17 protein-coding genes are annotated in these 13028 nt (G+C 64.3%); 16 read left to right on the top strand and 1 reads right to left on the bottom strand.

Going from position 1 to position 13028, the window contains the following annotated elements; all coding sequences use genetic code 11:
• The first annotated feature begins 90 nt into the window (after window positions 1–90).
• The 16 genes from BUB39_RS24635 to BUB39_RS24560 all read left to right on the top strand — a co-directional run bounded on the left by BUB39_RS24635 (window position 91) and on the right by BUB39_RS24560 (window position 12421).
• Window positions 91–2025, top strand: coding sequence for a site-specific integrase (locus BUB39_RS24635; protein WP_139251622.1), 1935 nt, complete (start codon window positions 91–93; stop codon window positions 2023–2025).
• Between the two features lie 63 nt (window positions 2026–2088).
• Window positions 2089–3351: a phage portal protein gene (locus tag BUB39_RS24630; RefSeq protein ID WP_084527974.1), complete on the top strand. Its 1263-nt coding sequence runs from the start codon at window positions 2089–2091 to the stop codon at window positions 3349–3351.
• On the top strand, window positions 3348–3689 hold the full coding sequence (locus tag BUB39_RS24625) for a gene transfer agent family protein (RefSeq protein WP_073058713.1): 342 nt from the start codon (window positions 3348–3350) through the stop codon (window positions 3687–3689). The genes BUB39_RS24630 and BUB39_RS24625 overlap by 4 nt, the downstream gene beginning before the upstream one ends.
• On the top strand, window positions 3686–3871 hold the full coding sequence (locus tag BUB39_RS24620) for a hypothetical protein (RefSeq protein WP_073058712.1): 186 nt from the start codon (window positions 3686–3688) through the stop codon (window positions 3869–3871). The genes BUB39_RS24625 and BUB39_RS24620 overlap by 4 nt, the downstream gene beginning before the upstream one ends.
• Entirely contained in the window at window positions 3868–4368 is a 501-nt protein-coding gene (locus BUB39_RS24615; protein WP_073058711.1) for an HK97 family phage prohead protease, read from the top strand. Before BUB39_RS24620 ends, BUB39_RS24615 begins: the two co-directional genes overlap by 4 nt.
• A gap of 11 nt (window positions 4369–4379) precedes the next feature.
• The gene (locus BUB39_RS24610; RefSeq protein ID WP_073058710.1) at window positions 4380–5504 is read left to right on the top strand and encodes a phage major capsid protein; all 1125 of its coding nucleotides are present in this window, start codon (window positions 4380–4382) and stop codon (window positions 5502–5504) included.
• Between the two features lie 2 nt (window positions 5505–5506).
• Entirely contained in the window at window positions 5507–6148 is a 642-nt protein-coding gene (locus BUB39_RS24605; RefSeq protein ID WP_073058709.1) for a hypothetical protein, read from the top strand.
• Window positions 6149–6152: 4 nt separating this feature from the next.
• Entirely contained in the window at window positions 6153–6497 is a 345-nt protein-coding gene (locus tag BUB39_RS24600; protein ID WP_073058708.1) for an HNH endonuclease, read from the top strand.
• Window positions 6494–6919 carry a hypothetical protein gene (locus BUB39_RS24595; protein WP_073058707.1) on the top strand — a complete coding sequence of 142 codons (426 nt, stop codon included), beginning with the start codon at window positions 6494–6496 and terminating at the stop codon, window positions 6917–6919. The genes BUB39_RS24600 and BUB39_RS24595 overlap by 4 nt, the downstream gene beginning before the upstream one ends.
• Before the next feature lie 86 nt (window positions 6920–7005).
• The gene (locus BUB39_RS24590) at window positions 7006–7299 is read left to right on the top strand and encodes a head-tail connector protein (RefSeq protein WP_073058706.1); all 294 of its coding nucleotides are present in this window, start codon (window positions 7006–7008) and stop codon (window positions 7297–7299) included.
• Window positions 7299–7667 (top strand): HK97-gp10 family putative phage morphogenesis protein, encoded by a 369-nt coding sequence (locus tag BUB39_RS24585; RefSeq protein WP_073058705.1) that lies wholly within the window; start codon window positions 7299–7301, stop codon window positions 7665–7667. Before BUB39_RS24590 ends, BUB39_RS24585 begins: the two co-directional genes overlap by 1 nt.
• Window positions 7664–8086 carry a DUF3168 domain-containing protein gene (locus BUB39_RS24580; RefSeq protein WP_073058704.1) on the top strand — a complete coding sequence of 141 codons (423 nt, stop codon included), beginning with the start codon at window positions 7664–7666 and terminating at the stop codon, window positions 8084–8086. Before BUB39_RS24585 ends, BUB39_RS24580 begins: the two co-directional genes overlap by 4 nt.
• A complete protein-coding gene (locus BUB39_RS24575; RefSeq protein WP_084527968.1) occupies window positions 8083–8406 on the top strand; it encodes a phage head closure protein in 324 nt (107 codons plus the stop codon). The genes BUB39_RS24580 and BUB39_RS24575 overlap by 4 nt, the downstream gene beginning before the upstream one ends.
• Window positions 8403–8786 (top strand): phage terminase small subunit P27 family, encoded by a 384-nt coding sequence (locus tag BUB39_RS24570; RefSeq protein ID WP_210187133.1) that lies wholly within the window; start codon window positions 8403–8405, stop codon window positions 8784–8786. Before BUB39_RS24575 ends, BUB39_RS24570 begins: the two co-directional genes overlap by 4 nt.
• The gene (locus BUB39_RS24565; protein WP_073058702.1) at window positions 8786–10402 is read left to right on the top strand and encodes a terminase large subunit; all 1617 of its coding nucleotides are present in this window, start codon (window positions 8786–8788) and stop codon (window positions 10400–10402) included. The genes BUB39_RS24570 and BUB39_RS24565 overlap by 1 nt, the downstream gene beginning before the upstream one ends.
• A 3-nt stretch (window positions 10403–10405) precedes the next feature.
• Window positions 10406–12421 carry a hypothetical protein gene (locus tag BUB39_RS24560; protein WP_073058701.1) on the top strand — a complete coding sequence of 672 codons (2016 nt, stop codon included), beginning with the start codon at window positions 10406–10408 and terminating at the stop codon, window positions 12419–12421.
• Here BUB39_RS24560 and BUB39_RS24555 read toward each other — a convergent pair.
• Window positions 12405–12977: a hypothetical protein gene (locus tag BUB39_RS24555; protein WP_139251620.1), complete on the bottom strand. Its 573-nt coding sequence runs from the start codon at window positions 12975–12977 to the stop codon at window positions 12405–12407. The two genes, BUB39_RS24560 and BUB39_RS24555, sit on opposite strands and share 17 nt — an antisense overlap.
• Window positions 12978–13028 lie beyond the last annotated feature (51 nt).

The following is a 13028-nucleotide window of genomic DNA, read 5'->3' as shown; positions in this document are numbered from 1 at the left end:
ATTGATCGGCATTCCAAGGCGCGGGGTTTGGTCGCATGATCGGCCCGGCGACGCTCTTCATCCGAAGAGGGGCATTATGAAATGTAATTTTTGCCGACTTTAGGAAAGTGGCTGGGGAACCTGGATTTTAAGCCGATCGCCTGGAAGCCGCAGAAACGTTGCATTTCCTCGTGTTTGACTGCCGCGATGCTATACATTATTGCTATACAGAGCCCATTGGGGATAGCAGTCATGGTTCTCGCGACCAACATCGTCCGCCGCGCCGGATCCGCCAACTATAGCGTCCGCAAGAGGATGCCGAAGGATCTCTGGCAGGCGTTCGGCAATAAGCTCATCTGGCGTTCGCTCGGCACGCCCGACCCGGAAGAGGCGAAGCGACGTGCGCGACGCGTGCTCGACGAGCTCGACCGCGAGTTCGACGACATGCGAGCTCGCACTTCCATGAGCGAGCATGACATCCAGGAAGCCGTCTGGAGCCGCTATAACGAGCTCGTCGATGCCGATGAGCGCTTCAGGCAGGATCAACCGGACGGCGACGACCTGGATGAGATCTGGCGCCATCTCGAGGCCGAGTTCGGCGAGTTCGACCTCCAAGCCTATCGCATCTTCGAGACCATTCGCGATCGGATCGAGCACGACCAGGCCGAGCGTGCCCAGCGGCTCACCGCATTGAAGATCGGCACTTCACGGGGCGACACGCAGCTGGTCGCCGGCGCAGTGATGAAGGTCGCCAAGGCCAAGCGCGTCGCGCTACCGAAGGGATCCAGCGACTACAAGAAACTTGCTCAGGGTCTCCAGCGGGCCGAGCTCGAGGCGCTCCAGCGCGCCCAGGAGCGCGACGAGGGCGACTTCTCCGGCGTTCCCCGTGACAGGTTAGTCAAGCCTCCGGTCGCAGCTCCAGCAGCTGCGCCTGGCAGGAGTATCCCGGCGCTCTTTGAGCGCTACGTCCGCGAGAACCCAAAGAACGTGAAGCCTGACACGCTCGCTCAGACGCGGATGGCGGTTAAGCTCTTCATTGGCTATGTCGGCGAGCGCTCGCCGGTGACAGTCATCGACAAGCTACGCGTCGGTGATTGGAAGGATCTCCTGCTAAGGTATCCTGTGAAGGCCGCCGAGACCAAGATCTTCGCCGGCCTGTCCCTCGAGGAGATCGTCGCCTGTAATGACGCTCTACCCGAGGAGCAGCGAAAGCCGCCGATCTCGCCAAAAACGGTCAATCGATACATGGCTGGCCTGTCGGCATTCGCGAATTGGCTGGTTCCACAGGGTCATCTCCCGGCCAACCCGCTTCTCGATATGTTCATCACCGTGGAGAAGGACACCAGCAAACCCGTCTTCTCGACGGAAGAGCTGACGACGCTGTTCTCGTCGCCACTGTTCACCGGATGCCAGTCCGACGAGAAACTGGCGCTCATAGCGCAACCCGGCAATCTCCAGATCCGCGACCACCGCTATTGGCTTCCGCTCGTCATGCTCTGGTCCGGCGCTCGGCCGGCAGAGATCGCGCAGCTCCTGGTCAAAGACGTCCGCGAGCAGCACGGGAAGTGGATCATGCACATCACCGAGGAGGGCAGCGACGACAAGAGCATGAAGACGAAGGGCAGTATGCGCGTCGTGCCGATCCATACAGAGCTGGTCCGGCTCGGCTTCGTCGACTTCGCGAAAGCGCAGAAGGAGAAGGGCGAGAAGCACCTGTTCCCCGAGGCGGAGCGCAACAGCCGCGGTCAAATGGCGGCGAAGTTCTCCCGCGACTTCGGGCGCTACCTGGAGAAGGTCGCCATCAAGGAGGGACGCGGCCCGTCGCTCTATTCGTTCCGCCATGGTTCGGCTGATGCGCTGCGCCGCGCCGAATATCTTGACGAGGAGTTTGCGATGATCCTCGGCCACGCCAAGCACACGCAGACCGGCCGGTATGGGCATCTACCCGAGGGAATGCTGCGGCAGCGCGTCGAGCTGGTCGAGGCTATCGCCTATCCCGGCCTGGATCTCAGCCACCTATATCCGGCCACCAGACAGGGATTCTGAACGTCGTTCAAAATTCGCTTTGTAGGTATCCTGATACCGTGCTAAGGTTTTCCAAGATCAAACTTGGAAGGCCTTCTGTTGCTTGCGTCATGGATCAGCAAAGCCGGCGGTTTCATCCGTGGCGGCGTCCTGGAGAAGAAGTCGCTCGTCTCTGGCGTGTCGTCGCCGGCGCCGTGGTTCCTGGATCTCATCGGATCTCAGCCCGTCGCGTCCGGCGTATCTGTTACGCCCGAGACCGCGATGCGCTCTGCGGCCGTCCGCTGCGCAGTACAGGCTATTGCCGAAGCTGTCGGCCAGCTCCCGGTTATTGTCTACAGCCGAGACCCGGCTGGCGCCAAGGAGCGCGACACCAGCCACCCGCTCTATGAGATCCTGCACGACGCGCCGAACACCTGGCAGTCGGCGAGCTCTTTCAAAGAGCAGGTGACGCGCGACGCGCTCCTGCACGGCAACGGCTACGGCTACATCTCCCGCGCCTTTGACGGCCGGCCGATCGAGCTCCAGCGGCTCGACCCGCGATCCGTCACCGTCGACCAGGACGACTTCGGCGCGCCCTTGTATTTCATCTCAACCCAGGCAGGCCGGCGCCAGCTCGACCGCGGCAGCATTCTGCATATCTCGGCGCCCTCGCTCGACGGCGTTTCCGGCGCCTCGCCGGTCATCCTGGCGAAGGAGACCATCGGCGTCTTGATCGCGCTCGAGGCGCATACCGCCCGGCTGTTCGGCAATGGCGCTCGCCCGTCTCTCGCGGTCCTCCTGGATGAAGATCCCGGCGAGGGCGCGCTCGAGAAGATCGTCGCGAGTTGGAAAGCCGCGCACGGCGGTTCTCGGCAGGGCGGCACCGCAGTTCTCCAGGGCGTGAAGGCGATCGAGTCGCTCACCATGAACAGCGTCGACAGCCAGCTCTTGCAGATTTGGGCCTATCTGATCTCGGATATTGCCCGCGTCTTCCGCGTGCCGCCGGTCCTGCTCATGGACTACAGCCGGCAGACATGGGCGAACGCCGAGTTCGGCGGACAGCAATTCCTCACCTACACGCTCGCTCGCTGGCTCAAGGCCTGGGAAGGCGAGATCCGCCTCAAGCTCTTTGCGCCCGATGAGCGCCAGAGCTCGTTTGCCGAGTTCCTTATCGACGATCTCCTCAGGGCCGACTTCGGCGCGCGCGCCGAGTCCTACGCCAAGCTGATCAGCGCCCGCGTGCTCTCGCCCAATGAGGCGCGCGCGATGGAAAACCGCGCCCCGTATGCCGGCGGCGATCAATTCATGAACCCGAACACCACCAGCAACACCACTCCGGCTCCCCGTCAGATCGAGGCTCCGCAATGACCCTGTCGCACCGCGAATTCCTCGGCGATGCCGAGCACGATTTCTGCCTCACGCCCGCAAACGTCGCCGAGCTCGAGCGCCTCACTGGCGCCGGCATCGGCACGCTGTTTTCGCGTGTCATCGCGCGCGCCTTCTACCTGTCGGACCTCGCCGAGATCATCCGCCTCGCCCTGATCGGCGGCGGCATGTCGCCTGAACGCGCTCTGCACCTGGTCGGCGTCTATGTCACCGGCCGGCCCCTCAATGAGACCTATCCGCTCGCCCTGGCGATCCTCGAGCGCTTGTGGTTCGGCGCCGACGACCAGGCGGACGCCGAGCCGCACGAGGTGGCAGCATGAAACACATCGACACCGAAATCGTCGAGATCGTGAAAGCGAGCCTCGAGCGCATGGTCGCCGACAGCCACAAGTACTCTCGGCGCGAAACCGACATGGCGAAGTCGATCATCCACGCGATTGACCATCTCCGGCTGCAGCACGAGCTCTCCGTCGAGAAGAAGGTTCACGGAGGCGCCGCATGAACCGCGTCGAGCTCAAGGCCAGCTTTGGCATTGACGATGCCGGCATGATCAGCGGCACCGCCTGGCCCTTCGGCACGCCCGATCGCGTCGGCGACATGATCGAGAAGGGCGCCTTCGCCGGCGCCTCCCTGCCGATCCCGATGCTATTCGCGCACGATCCCGCCGAGCCGATCGGCATCTGGGAAAGCGCCACCGAGACCGAGGCCGGCCTCGAGGTGCGCGGCCGGCTCCTGGTCGACACCGTCGAGCGCGCCCGCGAGATCCGCAGCCTGGTCCAGGCCGGCGCCGTCACCGGCCTGTCGATCGGTTTCATGACCCGCAAGGCCGCGCCCCGCAAGGGCGGCGGTCGGAACATCTCGGATCTGAACCTGGTCGAGATCTCGCTCGTGACCATTCCCGCCCATCCCGGAGCGCGCATCACCGCCTCCAAGGACGCCACGGCCGCAATTCGCATTGCCGAGGCTATCACCCGCGCCGCCGTGGCGCTTCGCACCTGAAAGGCAAACTCGTGTCTGCATGCTATCCCTCTGCGGCGTTCTCGCCGATCGAACTGAAGGCCGGCGATGAGGCCGACGACATCGTGACCAAGGCGCTCGGCGATCTCCAGTCGACCGTTGAGGCGCGCCTGGTCGACATCGAGAAGAAGGCCGGCGACCGTCTCGACAAGATCGAGGCGAAGCTCGGCCGGCCCGCTCTGATCACCAAGGCCGACGACAGCGACGCCGACGTGAAGGCCTATGACGAGTGGCTTCGCACCGGCCATATCTCGCTCGAGACCAAGGCGCTCACCACCGGCGCCGGCTCCGGCGCGCCGCTCATTCCGACCATTCGCCGGGAAGAGATCATCGAGAAGCTCACGACGTTCAGCCCGGTCCGGCAGCTTGCACAGGTCGTCAGCGTCAACGGCGGCTTGCTCCAGATCCCGCGCCTGGTCGACGAAGTCGTGCCTGTCAGCGTGACCGAAGTCGCCGCGCGCACCGAGGACGAGCCGACCTTCGAACAGATCGACATCAAGAATTTCGAGATGGCCGTGGTCGTCCCCGTCTCGCGCATTACCCTCGAGGATAGCGTGATCGACATCGGGTCGTTCATTGGCAACCACCTGGCGAAGAAGTTCGGCGCCCTCGAGTCGTCGTGGTTCATCTCTGGCAACGGCACGACCCAGGCGGAAGGCGTCCTGACCAGCACCGAGCTTTCGATGCTCACGACTGCCACCACCGGCACCATCGTCGCCGATGAGATCATCGATCTCTTCTACGGCCTCCAGTCGGCCTATTCGGCGAGCGGCTCCTGGCTCATGAACCGCGCCACCATGGCTCTCATCCGCAAGATGAAGGGTTCTGATGGTCAGTACATTTGGGAGAAGTCCGTCGCGGCTGGTCAGCCGCCGAGCCTCCTCGGCCGTCCGGTCTATGAGGCCCCGCATATGCCGAACCCCACCGCCGGCCTGGTGCCGATCGTCTTCGGCGACTTGGCATCCGGCTACCTGATCACCGACCGCGTGGCAATCGACCCGATCCGCGACGAAGTCACCGGCTATGGCAACGGCATCGTCAAGTTCGGCGCCCGTCGTCGCGTCGGCGGCAAGGTCGTGCTCGGCGAGGCTCTGACCAAGCTGCGCGTGAAGGCGTAACCATGTTGCGGCTCGCAGACGACATTGTGATCTCGATCGGTCCTGGAGTGCCGATCCGGCTTCGCGCGTCGCTGCGAGCCGCGATCCGCCTCGAGCGCATCGGCTTCTCTCGGCTCGCCTCGGCGATCGTCGAGGGCAACGTCACGCTCATCAAGGCGATCATCGTCGAGGGCGCAGAGGATGACCCGTCCGACCTCCTGGACGAGCTCGACTTCGGCCCGCTCGGCAAGACGCTCAGGAGCCTCCAGGAGCCGCTCCTGCGCTTTCTGCTCATTCTGTCCGGCGTCGACCCGGATGAGTCGCAGCGGCCGCCCCAGGCGACGCCAGCCATCACCGCCAAGCCCTTCTCTCTGGCGAAGCACTACAGGCGGCTTTACGGCGCCTGCATCGTAACTTTCCACTGGACTCCCGACCAGGTGCTCGACGCCACGCTCGCCGAGCTCGACGTCGCTCTCAACGCCCATATACACGCTCTTACCGTCGCCGAGGCGCTGTCGAAAGAGCTCCCTCCGCCGGCGCATCCTGACGACCAGGATCTCCAGCAGCTCTATCACCTGGAGCCCACCGTCGATCCTGTCACCGGCATGGATGTCGAGTTTGACCGCGCCGGGCTGCACGCCCTTAAGGCGAAGTTGGGAGCCTGAGCACATGCCGTTCAAGCCTCCCCGCATCCGCCCTTGCTGCGGCGAGATCGTCCCTGCCGGCGAGCTCTGCGCTTGCCAGCGCAGGCGCCTCCTGGAGCGTCACCGTCGCCATGATGCGAGACGTCCCTCGGCCTGGCGTCGCGGCTATGACCGTGAACATCGCATCGCCCGCATGCACCACCTGGCGCAGCACCCGAACTGCGTCATGTGCAGTGAGCCGGCGACGATCGCCGACCATGTCGTCGCGCACCGCGGCGACCGCGCTCTGCTCAGGGACGCGAGCAACCTGCAATCCCTATGCGCCACCTGTCACAGCTCGATCAAGCAGCGCCTGGAGTGCCAGCCATGAGCGCCGACGCTGCCGACTGCGCGCGCCAGCTCTGGATCAACGTCATTGCTTTGGCGATAGACGATGCGACCCTCACCGCAGCCGCGCAAAACAACAAAGACCTTGTGCGCTATCAAGCTCGCTCTTGGCTCACCAAGCCGAGCGCCGACTTCAACGAAGTCTGCCACCTCGCCGGTCTCGATCCGAAAGCCGTTCGTGAAGGCGCCGTTCGCTGCATCCAAGCCTATGACGCTAATCCCGAGCGCGCCGAGTGCAGTTACGAGTTCGAAGGCGAGCGCCACACCATTGCCGAATGGTCGGAGCGCCTCGGCCTCGATCGCAGCGTTCTCCGTGGCCGTCTCAAGAGTGGCTGGCCTGTCGGCGAGGCCCTGACTGCACCTTATGGCTTCCGTGCACCTCGAAAGAGGAAGCGAGCGGCCTAGGGGGGGGTATCAAGCACCTTTGAAGTATTCAGTGAAGACCGGCGTGCTGTCAAACGCGCAATATCGAGCCGAAATAGGATTTTGAAATGCCCGTGATCACCGTTGAGGACGCCAAGAGCTTCCTCCGCATCGAAGGAGATGAAGACGACGCCGTGCTGCTCAGCATGATCGCGGCGGCTGAAGCCTATGCGCTCCGCTATACCGGACCGATCTTCGCAGAGGATGGGGAGATCCCTGAGGATTTCAAGCACGCCGTCCGAATGCTGGTCGGCCACTTCAACACGAACCGCGAGGCCGTCCTGGTCGGCGCCAACGCGGCCGAGATCCCCCTCGGCGCGCGCGATCTCCTGCGCGAAATGCGTAATCGGACGGTCGGATAATGGCAGACGACGGCGGAAAAGCTCGCTTTAAGGCCTTCATGGCGGCGCTTCCGGCCCAGATCAAGGCCGACATCGCCCCGGCAGTGGACAAATCGGCCGACGAAATGGTGTCGGCGATGAAGTCGCTGGCGCCGTCCGATGACGGCGATCTCCGCGCTAGCATCCGTGTTGAGCCTGGTCAACACGAGCTGTCCCGGAAGGTCGTCGCCGGCAACGCGGCGGCACCGCACGCCACCTACGTCGAGTTCGGCACCATCGATACTCCGGCGCAGCCCTATTTCTGGCCGATCGTCCGTTCGTTTCGGCGTCGTTCCACCAGCCGCATCAACCGCGCGATCACCGCAGCTGTGAAGAGGTACAACGCGTGACCAGCCCTTCGCTCGCCCTACAGAAGCTCGTCTATGCGCGCCTGGTCAACTCGGCCGAGGTGACGGCGCTCGTGAGCCGCGACTTCATCCTCGATCGCAGCGGCCGGCCGACTGCCTTCCCCTGCATCATCATCGGCGAGGGTTATGGCAATCTCGGCACCTACTGGTACGAGGGCAACCACCATGACGAGCTCTTCTCGGATCTGCACATCTGGACCGCAGAGCCGAGCACCGTCGAGGTGAAGGAGATCGCGCATGCGATCCGCTTGGCGCTCAGAGGATATCCCTGGTCGGCGCCTGGCTACACCTGCCACGACCTCAGCGTCGCCGGTGAAACGTTCATGCGCGACCCGGACGGGCTGCACGCGCATGGCGTCGTCTCTGTCCGCGCCATCCTCCAGGAAAGGGCGAGCGCATGACCATCCGTGCGGGACTTCTCGCTCACACCATTGCCATCGAGCGCTCGGCCGTCACCGTCGACGATGCCGGCCGGCCTGTCACCACCTGGTCGGCCATCGCCACCAGGCGCGCCGAGCTGGTTGAGCGTACGATCGCCGAGATGCAGCACGACAGCGGCACGCTCAGTGAGAGCACGCTCATCCTTCGCGTGCGCTGGCTCGCCGATCTCCGGCGCGAGGATCAAGTCGTCTTCGCCGGCGAGCCATACCGCGTCATCAAGATCAGCGAGCCTGAAAGGTGCGTCGAGCTCGAGCTTGAATGCCGGAGGATCGAACCGTGAGAGGCCGCAAGCCCAGTGCGATCGTCGCGGGTAGCTCGGCCGTCACCGGCATCCCCAAGCCGCCGGCCTGGCTCGGCAAGCACGCGCGCGCCGAGTGGCGCCGGATCATGCCGGACCTGGTCGCGCGCAAGATCTTGGACGAAGCTGACATGGGCGGCGTCGAGAATTATTGCGTCGCCATGGGCCGCGTCCGCGACCTCGAGCTCGAGATCCAGAAGGCCGGCGCCATTGATCCGGTCCTCTTCCGCATGGCCGACAAGGCGATGCAGACCGCGCGCCAGCTCGCCGCGGAATATGGCCTGACGCCTGTTAGCCGCAGCAGGCCTGCCATCCGCGCCGACGACCTGGACGACGGCGCCGACGACCTGGCGCTTGAGTGATGGCAGCTGCAGCGACCTTCCCGCATTGGATCTATGACGGCTCGGAGATCCCGGACCCCTTTGGCTATGGCGAGCGTGCTGTTCGGTTCCTGAAGGCGCTCCGTCACCCCAAGAACCTCAAGCGCGGCCATCCCTTCGTTCTCGACGCCTGGCAGGAGCGGATCGTTCGTCGCATCTATGGGCCGCGCCATGAGGACGGCACCAGGATCGTGAAGACCGTTGTCCTCCTCCTGCCGCGCGGCAACCGGAAGACCTCGCTCTCGGCGGCGCTCGCCCTCCTGCACACAGTCGGCCCCGAGCGCGTGCCTGGTGGCGAAGTGATCAGCGCCGCCTCAGATCGCAAGCAGGCGCGGCTTGCTTATGCCGAGGCGCTCGGCATCGTTCGCGCGACGGCTCCTGTTGCCTCTGTCGTCTCGCTGCAGGATTACCGCAACCGGCTCACGTCCAGGAAGCACGGCTCGTTCTATGAGGCTATCTCGTGCGATGCCGGCACCCAGCACGGCCGCACGCCCGTTTTCGTTCTGGCTGACGAGCTCCACGCCTGGAAAAAGCGTGACCTCTGGGACGTGCTGAAGTCCGGCCTGGTGAAGACGCCCGGCTCGCTCCTGGTCGTCGCGACGACGGCAGGACGCGGGCAGGAGAACGTCGCCTTCGATATCGTCGACTATGCCCGCAAGGTTGCGCGTGGCGAGATCCACGACCCGGCGACGCTGCCGATCTTGTTCGAAACCGACCCCGATACCGATTGGCGAGATGAGGCCGTTTGGCACCGCGCCAATCCTGGCTTGTCATGCTCGCCGGCCTATCCCGACATCGAAGGGCTTCGCCAGCTAGCGGCCGAGGCAGAGCACCGCCCTGGCGACCGCGAAGCCTTTCGGCAGTTGAACCTCAATGTCTGGCTCGATCACAGCGCCGATCCCTTCGTCGAGATGGCGATCTACGACCAGGGCGCCGAGCCTCCCGTCGACCTCGAGGCGCTGAAGGGAGAACCTTGCTGGCTCGGCGTCGATCTCTCTTCCAATTCTGATCTCACCGTTGTCGTCGCGGCCTGGCGCGATGGCGACGGCTACGTCGTGCATCCCTGGTTCTTCTGCCCAGAGCAGAACCTACGCGGCAGAGCTGACCGCGATGGCGTTCCGTATCCCCGTTGGAAAGAGGAAGGCTTCATCACCGCCACGCCTGGCAACGTCGTCGACTTCCGCGCCGTCGAGGAGAAGATCCGCGAGCTCTGCGACGCCTACGATGTTCGCGAGATCGCCTTCGATCCACACCTGGCGCGCAACATGATGGCGAACCTCGCCGAGGACGGCTTCCCCGCCATTGAGATGCGGCAGGGCTGGATCACCATGGCGCCGGCGATCAAGGAGCTCGAGCGCGCGATCATCGCCGGCCGCTTGCGTCACGGCGGCAATCCGATCCTCCGCTGGCACTTCGAGAACATCAGCGTCGAGACCGACAAGGCCGGCAACAAGTCCTTCCACAAGGGCAAGAGCCGCGACCGCATCGATGGTGCTGTCGCTGCAGCGATGGCAGTCGGCCGCGCCTCGGCAGGATCGAAGAAACGCTATTCGATCTATTCCGACCCCCGCATTTCACCTGAAGATCTTTGGATTTGAACCATGACTGAAGTTCCTCGGCTCGTAATTGCCCAGATCGAGGCGCGCACCAGCCGCCTGGAAAAGGAGCTCACGAAGTCAACCGCGTTGACGTTGCGCAAGTTTGACGAAATGACGGCAGGCTCCACTCGCGCTTCCAAGCGGATCTCGCGCGACATGGACAAGGCCGCTTCGTCGATCGACAAGGCTTTCGGCAGTCTGAAGGGTTTCGCGACGGGCTTCGCCGGCGGCCTGGCCGCTGGTGTCATTGGCGAGTTCACCGGCGCCATTGAGGGCGCGGTCAAGGGCATCGCCGACCTGAAAGCCCAGGCACAGCAGGCCGGCGTCGGCGTCGAGGGTTTCCAGCGCCTCAACGTTGCCGCTCGGCACGCGCGCGTCGGCACCGACGCCCTGGTCGACGGTTTGAAGGAGCTCCAGCTTCGCGGCGCAGAGTTCGCTCTCACCGGCAAGGGCTCGGCGGCGGATGCCTTAACCAGGCTCGGCTACACCGCCGACCAGTTGAAGGCGAAGTTGCGCGATCCCTCGGCGCTCTTCCTCGAGGTCATTGGCCGCTTGCAGCAGCTCGACACCTCGGCGCGTATTCTCAATCTCGACGAGCTCTTTGGCGGCACCGGCGCCGAGCAATTCATTCGTCTGGTCGACATGGGAGCGGACAAGATCCAGCGCGTCGGCGACGAGGCGAAGGCGTCCGGCGCCATCATCGAGACCGAGCTGGTCGACCGCGCGGCGCTGCTCGCGGCGCAGTGGGATCTCATTGCGACTGTCATCAAGGGCAATCTCGTCTCGGCGATTCTGTCGGCGTCGAGCGCCATGGGGCCGCTCATCGCCCAGAGCAACGCCCTCGGCAATTCGTTCTCGCGCTTCATGAACGATCCGAACTGGCTCAACTTCAACGCCTTCATGCTCGGCGGCAACGTCGAGCTCCTGGCGCAGAAGCGCGCCTTGCCTGGACCGGCCGACGACGCCCGCGAGAACGCGCGCGCTCGCACCTTCTCGGCGGGGACGGCGGCGCCCGTCGTCTCTGAGGATCGCGCCACCCGCGCGCGGGCTTCTGATGGTCCGCCGATCTCGCAGACCAACTTGCCGCCCATTCCCTACCGGCCGCCGAACCTCCTGGACTATGACCCGAACCCCGTCGCCCGTGGTGGCGGAGGAGGCGGCTCTCGTGCGGCATCGGCTGGCGCAGCTCGCAGCGAGGCCGACGCTGTCGAGGCTCTGATCAGCTCTCTCGAGGAAGAGCTCGCCCTGGTCGGCAAGACCGATGCGGAGCGCGCCGTCGCGACCAATCTCCGGCAGGCGGGCGCCTCGGCGACCGAACAGCAGAAGGCGAAGATCCGCGAGCTCACGGCGGCGATTGAGCAGCAGGAGGCCGCGCAGAAGAGCGCCAATCAGGCGCAGCAGGCCTTCAAAGGTGTAGCCACCGATGCCGTGCGCGGCCTCATCGATGACTTGCGCAACGGCGCAAGCGCGGCCGACGCCCTCTCTGGCGCCCTGGATCGCGTCATCGACAAGCTTCTCGACCAGGCGTTCGATAAGCTCTCGGGAGGCTTCAATCTCACCTCGATCCTCGGCAGCATCGCTCTCGGCGCACCTGCCGCCGGCGGCGTCTACGCCGAGGGCGGCGACATCCGTGGTCCCGGCACCGGCACCAGCGACAGCATCCCGATTTGGGCTTCGAACGGGGAGTTCATTGTCAACGCCAAGGCCACTGCGAAGCACCGCGCCTTGCTGCACGCTATCAATAGCGGCTCGAGCTTGTTCGCGACTGGTGGGATCTACGGCACCCCTGAGACGGCAGTGCCGACCAGCGTGGGAGCTCGGCCGGGTGGCGCCGTGCCGCCCCAGTCGATCCAGATTTCGGCGCCGATCACGGTCAATGGCAGCTCCGGCTCGCCCGAGCAGAACCAGGATCTCGCCAACCGCATGCGGAAGGAAATGGAGAGCACCGTGCGCGGCGTCGTGGCTGATGAGCTTCGGCGGCAGATGCGACCGGGGAATATGGTCAATCGCCGGAGCTAGCCGGCGACGCGGCCCCATGCTTCTCTTTCCAACGGCGCTTGCGGACAGCGCCGAGCGCGCTGTCATGCTGGCGCTGCTGCTCAGGCGTCATCGTTCTGCGATCAGCGCGATATGCTCTCGACTTACCGCCATTCTCAGCCGCGCGGTCCTGGCGCTCGCGCGAGTTGCGCTTCAGTCGCCGCCGCTCGGCAGGCGAGGCGTCAACCGGAATGATGACCGTGTGCTTGCGGCGCTGATACTTGGGATAGGCCGCGCGTGCCGTCGCAACGAGATTGAGTAGAGGGGCGAGCTTGGATTGTTCCGACGCGCCTTCCGGCTCGGCATCAGCAGCCTCGATATCTAGCTCGTCCAGCAGCGCGTTCATTGCGACTTGATCGGCATCCTCCGATGCAGAACAATGAATTGCGTCCAGCTCTTGGAATAGTCTCAGCTCATACGGTGCCAATTCGCGCTCTCTGCGCCTCGCTTCACCTATATTTCCGTGAGTACAAGAGAAATTTGCATTAATTTGCCGGTAAAATTCATCAATGTCGTCTGGATCTTCATGAAGATGCATGCTATTGTTCTTTCGTATTGCTCAGCGGCATACACAGAACTGATTTGAGCC

The sequence above is a fragment of the Kaistia soli DSM 19436 genome (assembly GCF_900129325.1).
GTDB classification, from domain to species: domain Bacteria; phylum Pseudomonadota; class Alphaproteobacteria; order Rhizobiales; family Kaistiaceae; genus Kaistia; species Kaistia soli.
Note: the sequence above shows the minus strand (reverse complement) of the source record. Positions and strands in the feature narration are given on the sequence as shown.

Bases quoted from the DNA above. Each gene is read 5' to 3' on its own strand.
- BUB39_RS24625 (WP_073058713.1), top strand. From the start codon at position 3,348: ATGACCCTGTCGCACCGCGAATTCCTCGGCGATGCCGAGCACGATTTC.
- BUB39_RS24620 (WP_073058712.1), top strand. From the start codon at position 3,686: ATGAAACACATCGACACCGAAATCGTCGAGATCGTGAAAGCGAGCCTC.
- BUB39_RS24615 (WP_073058711.1), top strand. From the start codon at position 3,868: ATGAACCGCGTCGAGCTCAAGGCCAGCTTTGGCATTGACGATGCCGGC.
- BUB39_RS24605 (WP_073058709.1), top strand. From the start codon at position 5,507: ATGTTGCGGCTCGCAGACGACATTGTGATCTCGATCGGTCCTGGAGTG.
- BUB39_RS24600 (WP_073058708.1), top strand. From the start codon at position 6,153: ATGCCGTTCAAGCCTCCCCGCATCCGCCCTTGCTGCGGCGAGATCGTC.
- BUB39_RS24595 (WP_073058707.1), top strand. From the start codon at position 6,494: ATGAGCGCCGACGCTGCCGACTGCGCGCGCCAGCTCTGGATCAACGTC.
- BUB39_RS24590 (WP_073058706.1), top strand. From the start codon at position 7,006: ATGCCCGTGATCACCGTTGAGGACGCCAAGAGCTTCCTCCGCATCGAA.
- BUB39_RS24585 (WP_073058705.1), top strand. From the start codon at position 7,299: ATGGCAGACGACGGCGGAAAAGCTCGCTTTAAGGCCTTCATGGCGGCG.
- BUB39_RS24575 (WP_084527968.1), top strand. From the start codon at position 8,083: ATGACCATCCGTGCGGGACTTCTCGCTCACACCATTGCCATCGAGCGC.
- BUB39_RS24565 (WP_073058702.1), top strand. From the start codon at position 8,786: ATGGCAGCTGCAGCGACCTTCCCGCATTGGATCTATGACGGCTCGGAG.
- BUB39_RS24560 (WP_073058701.1), top strand. From the start codon at position 10,406: ATGACTGAAGTTCCTCGGCTCGTAATTGCCCAGATCGAGGCGCGCACC.
- BUB39_RS24555 (WP_139251620.1), bottom strand. From the start codon at position 12,977: ATGCATCTTCATGAAGATCCAGACGACATTGATGAATTTTACCGGCAA.